This is a genomic window from Geobacillus thermodenitrificans subsp. thermodenitrificans DSM 465, assembly GCF_000496575.1.
GTDB lineage: Bacteria > Bacillota > Bacilli > Bacillales > Anoxybacillaceae > Geobacillus > Geobacillus thermodenitrificans.
The window spans coordinates 56,748-65,131 of sequence record NZ_AYKT01000018.1 but is presented as its reverse complement, the minus strand read 5'-3'; the positions used below and the strand labels follow the sequence as shown (position 1 = coordinate 65,131).

The following is an 8,384-nucleotide window of genomic DNA, read 5'->3' as shown; positions in this document are numbered from 1 at the left end:
TGTCAAGTACATTTTGTGGTGAAGAGCCATAATAGAAAACAATGATCACTGGTATAGAGGGGGGGGAACTCACCTTGAACATCGTCCCAACGAAACAATTGGACCGCGCTCTGGTCAATCAGTTTTTCACCGACCATTGGGGGAGTCCGGAAATGGTTGTCTCGACTGGTGTTTATCACTGCAACGAGCTGGATGGATTTGCCGCTGTCGAGAATGGACAGCGAATCGTCGGGCTCATTACGTTCCTCATTCGCGAAAACGAATGCGAGATCATCTCGTTAGACAGCATAGTGGAAAATCAGGGCATCGGCAGCGCCCTTTTGCGTGCGGCAGAGACATGGGCGAGACAACAAAGATGTGCCGCTGTTCGATTAATTACGACGAATGACAACTTGCATGCGCTTCGTTTCTACCAAAAGCGCGGCTATCAAATCGTCAATGTCTTTCCGAATGCTGTCGACAAAGCACGGCAAATCAAGCCAAGCATTCCCTTTATGAGCCCCGATGGCATTCCGATTCGGGATGAGCTGTTGCTTGTGAAACGGCTTGATGATAGGTAAAAGCGACTTGATGAAAACAAACCATTTTCTTCTGTAAATAATTTTTTATTGTACTAAAAACTATTCTTTCTCAATCAAAAAAAGTATTTTTCGCTGCACTTGCCATGGAAGCACTGTGCCTTTTGAATATATAGTGACAAACCATTGGTCTCCGATGGAACACGAGATATAGAACTGCAAAGCTGCCCAGTGTGTATATCATAGTAAGAAAGGGTGTCTCGTTGCTTTTGAGACACCCTCTATCCAAATCCTCTTCTTTCTTCTTACTCGTTTTTATGACACAAACAAACTCAAAATCAATACAACGACAAAACCGACAAGTGCAATCAACGTCTCCATGACCGTCCACGATTTCAGCGTATCTTTCACATCGAGACCGAAATAACGGTTGACGAGCCAAAAACCAGAGTCGTTGACGTGTGAAAGGATCGTTGCCCCGGCAGCGATGGCAATAACAATCATTCCTAAAATCGGACCACTTAATCCTAGTGTTTCAATTAACGGTGCTATCAGGCCAGCAGCTGTTACCATGGCCACAGTTGCCGAACCTTGGGACACACGGACGATCGCAGCGATAAGAAACGCCAGTACGATCGGTGGCAAGGAAGAAGTTGCCATCATGTCTGCTAACACTTTTCCGACGCCGGAATCGATCAAAATTTGTTTGAACACACCCCCGGCTCCGGTGACAAGAATAATAATGCCAGCCGGTTCCAATGATTTTGTGGCAATATCTTGTACTTCTTGCTTAGTGAACCCTCTTTTTTGCCCAAGCAAGTAAAACGCCAACAATGTCGCAATCGTCAGCGCGACAAACGGATGGCCTAAAAAGGTTAAGAACGCCCTTATCCCGTTCCCCTCTGGCAAAACAGCTCCTGAAACCGTATTCAACAAAATCAACACGAGCGGAATAAAAATGATACCGGCAATCGTCCCAAACCCCGGGAGGTCTTTCTCCCATTGCTTTTCTTTCATATCCATATAATCTGGAACGGTAGCGTGAATTTTTTTGGCAATATATTTTCCAAACAGTGGGCCAGCTACAATCATCGCTGGAAGACCGGCGATAAAACCGAATAAAATGACCCATCCAAGATCAGCACCAATCAAATCTGCAACAGCAATCGGACCTGGCGTTGGTGGCACAAAACTATGCGTGACAGCTAACCCAGCTAGAAGCGGGATGCCATAATACAAAAGTGAACGCCCTGTTTTCCGCGCCAAGCCATAGACAATGGGAACAAGAATAATGAAACCAACATCAAAAAAGACCGGAATCGCAACAATAAACCCTGTCAGACCGAGCGCCCATTGTGCTTTATTCTCTCCAAACTTATTGATGAGCGTCTGAGCCAGCCGTTCGGCTCCCCCAGATACTTCTAGCATTTGCCCAAACATAGCGCCTAACCCAACAACCACTGCCACAAAGCCAAGTGTACCACCCATTCCATTTTGAATTGACTCGATGACTTTGTCTAGCGGCATGCCAGCAGCTGCACCGACAAGCAAACTAACAAGCAACAAGGCAACAAACGCATGAAGCTTTGAGCGAATAATCAAAAACAATAGTAAACTAATCCCGGCAATGACGATAAGGATCAAGGCTGAGTCAGACATTTTTCTTCCTCCTGTTCATCAAAGTCGCCTCAACTGCAAGTAGGAGAGCGGAAGAGAAAGCGTTGCTGGCAAACTCACTCTCTTCCGCTAATAAACCGATTTAGTTCAAAAATGCTATTCTCCACTCCGCCGCTGAAACGCAGCGATGATATCAAACTCCGCTTTTAACCGCTCATACAAACGGGCATACAAATCAAACAACTCTGCGTAAATAAGCGTATGTTCCTCCTTCGGTTCATGGCGAGCCGTCGTATCAATCCACGTTTTCACCATCTCTAAGGACGGCACTTCACCTAACGCATGAAGCGCCACCGCCGCTGCTCCTAATGCCGATGCCTCGTGCGTTTGCGGCACAATGAGCGGCTTACCGAGCATATCGGAAAGCATTTGCCGCCAAAATGGAGATTTTGCAAAACCGCCTGAGACGCGGATTTCCGCCATTGGTCCTGTCACGTCGCGAATGGCAAGCGCCACCGATACGATGCTGAAACAGACGCCTTCCATCACGGCACGAATGAAATGTTCACGCTTATGGTGAAGGCCAAGGCCAAAAAATGTTCCGCGTGCGTTCGCGTTCCAATATGGGGCCCGCTCGCCCGATAAAAATGGCAAAAACACCAATCCTTCCGCTCCGGGTGGAACGCGTTCCGCATACTTCGTCAACAAGTCGTATGGATCGACGCCAAGCTTTTTCGCCACTTCTCGCTCTTGGGCGCCAAACTCATCGCGCAGCCACCGAAGCAAAATACCGCCATTGTTCGTCGGCCCGCCAACGACCCAATAACCAGGGGTTAACGCATAACAAAACGTTCGGCCTTTTTCATCGGTTGTCGGTGTGGTCGCAATCGTCCGCACCGCCCCGCTCGTCCCGATCGTAATGGCCGCCTCACCTGGGAGCACGGCACCGACACCGATATTGGCGAGCACGCCATCGCTCGCACCGATGACGACTGGAACATCAGGAGATACCCCCATTTTATCGGCCCATTCTTTGTTCATTCCTTGCAGAATGTGCGTGGCTGGAACCAAACGAGGCAGGCGTTCGCGGCCAATGCCAAGAAGTGAAAGCACATCCTCATCCCAATCGAGCGTATCGAGGCGGAACAAGCCTGTCGCTGAGGCGAGCGAATGGTCGGTGACATAGTCACCGTACAGCCGATACAGCACATAATCTTTCACCGACACGAAACGGTGCGCCTGTCGGAATACATCCGGCTCCTCCTCTTTCAGCCAAAGCAATTTCGGCAATGGGGACATCGGATGAATTGGCGTCCCCGTCCGCCGGTAAATATCAAGTCCATGATGCTCTTTCAACAATCGCTCCGCCTGAACGACGCTCCGGTTGTCGGCCCAGATGATTAAGCGAGTGAGCGGCCGTCCTGATTCGTCAAGCGCCATGATCGAGTGCATCGCCGCACTCAATCCAATCGCCTTCACCTGCTGGGGACGAATCCCATGGCGGACCGTCACCGCCCCGACCGCTTGAATGACCGCGGCAAACAGCTCTTCCGGGTCCTGTTCCGCAAATCCCGGATGCGGCTGGATGATTGGATAATCAACCGCGTGGGAAGCTAATACCCGCCCACGTTCTCCGAAAACAACCGCTTTCGTGCTTGTCGTTCCAATATCAATGCCAATGACAACATCCTCAGAAATCGCCATCGTTTCTCCTCCCTCCTTATCTGCTTTCTCATCTGATCGATGTCCGTTCCACCAATGTCGGGGAGAAACGAAACACACGCGGTTTGCGCGTTCGCTCCTGATCCATTTGCTCGAACACGCGTTCAGCTGCTTTTTTCCCCATCGCAAACGTCGGCTGGGCGATCGTCGTCAGCATCGGCGTGTAAATATCGGCAAATGGCACATCATCAATGCTAATCAGTCCTAACTCATCTGGCACGCGAATGCCAGTTTCTTTCACGAACCGTAAAATGCCCATTAACGTTAAGTCGTTAATTGCAAACAACGCGTTCGGCCGTTCAGGGGCAGCGAACCGCTTTTGCAATTCCCCAGGCAGCTCGGCGGCCTCGGCAGCGATCACACTCCTATCATCAACTTTAAGGCCTCTTTTTTCCATCGCCATCCGAAACCCTTGAAGCCGTTCCATCCGCGGCACGTTGTGGGCGACAAGCGGCGGAGTGACAATAGCGATGCGGTCATAACCATGGGCGGCCAAATAATCAACCGCCATCTCTGCCGCACCAAAGTTGTCTAACAGCACACTATCAGCCTCAACCCCCGGCACCATCCGGTCGACAAAGACGATCGGAAACCGCTCGGCGACAAGGCGATGGTAAACGTCTTCGTTTTTTCCCGTCGGAAAGACGATCAACCCGTCCACTTGTTTCGCGAGCAGCATATCGATATATTTTCTCTCTTTTTCCGGGTCATCGCCGGAGTTGCAGACGATCACTTGAAACTCACGCTTTTGGCATTCTTCTTCAATAGCGTGTAGCACTTGCGTCGTCAACATATGAAGCATATTAAACACAATGACGCCGATCGTCGCTGTTGTCTTTTGCTTCAAACTGCGGGCGATCACGTTCGGCTGGTAGCCGAGTTCTTCGATCGCCTGGGCAATGCGCTTTCTTGTTTCTTCACTCATATATTCATAGCGTTTATTCAAATATTGCGAGACCGTGCTTTTGGAAACGTTGGCCAGTTTCGCGACATCAGCCATCGTTACTTTTTTCAACAGAATCCCTCTCTTGTACTAAATCGATTTAGTTCAAAAGCGCTTTCATAAACCGGTTTAGCTTTATTATAAAACAAGTGAAAGCGGTTTACAACTATTTTCTTTATTTTATTATTCTCTCTACCCGCGGAGGTGGCAGACTTCTTTTCACACCGCCACCCACAAGAAGCTTATGAAAATAACAACCGAGCAACATATACAACACCGGTCACGGTAATGGCGCTTAATAGCGTTGACAGAAGCACCGCCTGGGCGGCGTAGTCGGGATGGCAATCATACTCGAGCGCATACAGCGCCGTGTTGCGTGAACAAGGATAGGAACTGGCGATGAGCAACGCCTGAGCAGTCACCCCCTCAATCCCTAACAGAAAGATGAATGCCGCAGCCAATAGCGGCGAAAAGAGCAGGCGTCCAAACACGCTCGCATACAACAGTGGCGGCAAAGCGGTAAAACGAGCGTAAGCGATTTGTGCTCCTAATGTAAAGAGGGCAATAGCTAAAAACGCATCAGCGATGCGTTGAAGTGGAGTCCATAAAAATGATGGAACCGGGACATGCAGCCAACGGCAAACGACGCCTAGCAACAACGCATGAAGAACCGGATTTTTCCATAGCTCGGCAACCCACTTTCCTTTTTTCCCGTTTCCTGAAACAAACTGATAAACGCCATATGTATTGGTGAGAAAGTTTTGAAATATGGTCACGACAATTTGAATGGCTGCCCCGAGTGGTTGTTGGTGAAACACAAGTTGGCTGACAGGAATGCCAAAGTTGCCAGAGTTATTCAGAACAATCGTATTTTGAAACACTGCCGCCCTGCTTCGTTCGAGTTTGAACAATTTTGCCATCATCATACTCAAAACGATCAACCCGCTGCTTTGTAAAAGAAGAAAACCGAATATAGCCGCCAACACTTTCCCGCTCAACTCGCTGTCATACACGTTGATGAACGCGACCACTGGCAACAGCACATACATATTCAGTTTGGACAATGTATTCATGTCAAAATGAAACAAACGGTGCAATAGCGCTCCCACTCCGACAATGAGCAACATAGGAACCATCACTTGAAGCAAAATGCCACTAAAAACGGCCAACACTCTCCCCCGCTTTCTTTGTGCATATGGAAGCCGCTATGCTTTTCTAAACGAGAACCTTGCTTACCCTCTCTTCCTATAAATCCGTTCCGGGCGTCCGACCGATCCATAAGCAATATCGGCCAGCACTTGTCCTGTGGAGACAAGGTACTCTAAATACCGACGAGCCGTCGTTCGGCTCATACCAATTTGCTGTCCGACTTCTTCGGCCGTCACTCCATCCCGGCATTGTTTCACGACAACTAGCACTTTTTCAAGCGTCAACGGCTGGATGCCCTTTGGCAACGAGGGCTGCTCCTTGGCCGACAGTTCTCTCCCTATCAGTTCATCGACATCTTCTTGGCCGATCCATTCTTTCTCTTTCATCCATTGCTGCATTTTGTCATGGTAATCTTTATAGCGATTTAATGTTTCGGCAAAACGGTTGAACATAATCGGTTTGATGATATAATCAAATACTCCGCCATGCAGCGCCTGTTTCAACGTATCAATTTCCCGTGCTGCTGTGATCATGATAATATCAATATTAGAAAAACGTTGACGAACCCATTTCAAGAAAGAGATACCGTTCATATCTGGAAAATAGACGTCAAGCAACAATACGTCCGGCCGCAACACTTCGGTCAGTTCCCTTGCCTCTTCGGCGTTCGTGGCAATGCCAACAACTTCATACCCTTCTACTTTTTCCACAAAGCGTCGGTTAATCTCGGCAATACGATGGTCGTCTTCGATAATCAGCACGCGAATCATCGACATCTCTATCCCCCTCTCAATGATGATTGGCGTCGGCCAGCTGCTTCGGAATAATGACGGTAAACACCGTTCCCTCCCCTTGTTTCGATTGATAAGTGATTTGCCCGTCAAGCATTTCCAGCGCCTTCTTGACAAGATCAAGTCCATACCCACGGAGTCCGCTGGCTTTGGTCGAAAAACCGCGGTCGTATATTCGTTCTGCCACAGCCGGATCGATGCCTAATCCGTTATCTTCGACTTCAATAATCAAGTCATTGCCGAGGTCGGTCAAAAAAACGGTCACTCGCTTCTCTTCTTTTCCGTTGTGAAGAACCGCTTCCATCGCGTTATCCAACAAGTTGCCGATAATCGTCACCAAATGATCGCGATCCATCCATGGAGGTACATCTCGAAAACTGCTTTCCCGATCAATTTCAAATGCTATTTTTAACTCATTGGCACGGTTGAATTTGCCAAGCAGCAGTCCACCAATGATAGGGTCAGGGATTTCTTTCATGACAAATCGAACGATGTTTTGCTGCAAGTCTGTTTCCTTTGTGATGAGTTCTAGCGCCTCTTCGTATGATTCAAGCTGAATCAGGCCTGAGATTAAATACAGTTTGTTGGAAAACTCATGCGTTTGCGCGCGTAATGCATCGGCATAGGTTCGCAGCTGTGACAGCTCTTTCGTCAGGCGGTACAACTCCGACTTGTTGCGAAACGTCGATACCGCTCCGATCACCCGTCCTTGCTTGTTTTTGATCGGAATCCTGTTCGCAATGACGGTCTCTCCTCCTAAAACCATCTCATCATCATATTCCGCTTGTCCCGTTCGAATTACTTCAGGCAGCCGGGAATGGGGAATCAGTTGCAAGATAGGCGTTCCTAATACGTTACGCTCATTGTCATAGCCAAGCAACTTCAAAGCAGTTTGATTGACCATCGTAATTGTCCCTTCTTGATTGATGGCGACGATTCCTTCACGAATCGCCTCTAAAATTGCCTGTTTTTCTTGGTACAACAAGCCGATTTCTTCCGGTTCAAGGCCGTGAATCGATTTTTTCACTGCCTTAGCAATCGCCACCGCACCAACTGCCCCAAACAAAAGTGCAAGAACGGAAAAAAAGAAAATCTTCATGCTATACGACCACACGGTGCGCTGAATATCTTCTAACAAAAACCCGACCGAAACAATGCCGATCACGCTTCCGTTCTCATCAAAAATCGGCGCCTTCCCGCGGATGGCTGGACCGAGTGAACCGACCGCCTCAGAAATAATGGATTTGCCTTTCAGTACCTCCTTGTTATCTCCCCCAATCATTGACTTCCCAATTCGTTCCGTCAGCGGATGGGCATAACGAATGCCTTGTCGGTTGCCGATCACTACGTATTCCGCCCCTGTCTTTTGGCGAATGCGCTCTGCAAACGGCTGCAAACGCACGGACGGATTTGAGTCACGAAATGCCTCGCGCACAAGCGAAGTCGAAGCGACCGTCTCCGCTACATTCAGCGCCCGCATTCCGATTTGCTCTTTCAGTGTAGCAGCAAACATATGTTGAAACAAAAAAGTCAGAAAAATGATCACAAATAATAGCAGGGAACAAATAATGACCATTAACCTTGTCTGAAGCTTCATAGTCCTTCCTCTCAAAATAGAAAATAAAGAAAGACCGTCCGCGTGTT

7 protein-coding genes are annotated in these 8,384 nt (G+C 48.5%); 1 reads left to right on the top strand and 6 read right to left on the bottom strand.

Annotated elements, in window-relative coordinates; all coding sequences use genetic code 11:
- The first annotated feature begins 74 nt into the window (after positions 1-74).
- Positions 75-560 (top strand): GNAT family N-acetyltransferase, encoded by a 486-nt coding sequence (locus DSM465_RS0115335; RefSeq protein ID WP_008880000.1) that lies wholly within the window; start codon positions 75-77, stop codon positions 558-560.
- Between the two features lie 273 nt (positions 561-833).
- On the opposite strand, the gene DSM465_RS0115330 is transcribed toward DSM465_RS0115335, so the two are convergent.
- The 6 genes from DSM465_RS0115330 to DSM465_RS0115305 all read right to left on the bottom strand — a co-directional run bounded on the left by DSM465_RS0115330 (position 834) and on the right by DSM465_RS0115305 (position 8,337).
- Positions 834-2,177 carry a GntP family permease gene (locus DSM465_RS0115330; RefSeq protein ID WP_008879999.1) on the bottom strand — a complete coding sequence of 448 codons (1,344 nt, stop codon included), beginning with the start codon at positions 2,175-2,177 and terminating at the stop codon, positions 834-836.
- A gap of 114 nt (positions 2,178-2,291) precedes the next feature.
- Positions 2,292-3,839, bottom strand: a complete 1,548-nt coding sequence (xylB, locus tag DSM465_RS0115325; protein WP_029761735.1) for a xylulokinase — start codon at positions 3,837-3,839, stop codon at positions 2,292-2,294.
- A 28-nt stretch (positions 3,840-3,867) separates the two neighbouring features.
- The gene (locus tag DSM465_RS0115320; protein WP_011887551.1) at positions 3,868-4,872 is read right to left on the bottom strand and encodes a LacI family DNA-binding transcriptional regulator; all 1,005 of its coding nucleotides are present in this window, start codon (positions 4,870-4,872) and stop codon (positions 3,868-3,870) included.
- 170 nt (positions 4,873-5,042) lie between these two features.
- Complete coding sequence (locus DSM465_RS0115315) at positions 5,043-5,969, bottom strand: AEC family transporter (RefSeq protein ID WP_029761734.1); 927 nt, start codon at positions 5,967-5,969, stop codon at positions 5,043-5,045.
- A gap of 63 nt (positions 5,970-6,032) precedes the next feature.
- The gene (locus tag DSM465_RS0115310) at positions 6,033-6,725 is read right to left on the bottom strand and encodes a response regulator (protein ID WP_078172631.1); all 693 of its coding nucleotides are present in this window, start codon (positions 6,723-6,725) and stop codon (positions 6,033-6,035) included.
- Between the two features lie 13 nt (positions 6,726-6,738).
- On the bottom strand, positions 6,739-8,337 hold the full coding sequence (locus tag DSM465_RS0115305) for an ATP-binding protein (RefSeq protein WP_029761733.1): 1,599 nt from the start codon (positions 8,335-8,337) through the stop codon (positions 6,739-6,741).
- Between the last annotated feature and the right edge of the window lie 47 nt (positions 8,338-8,384).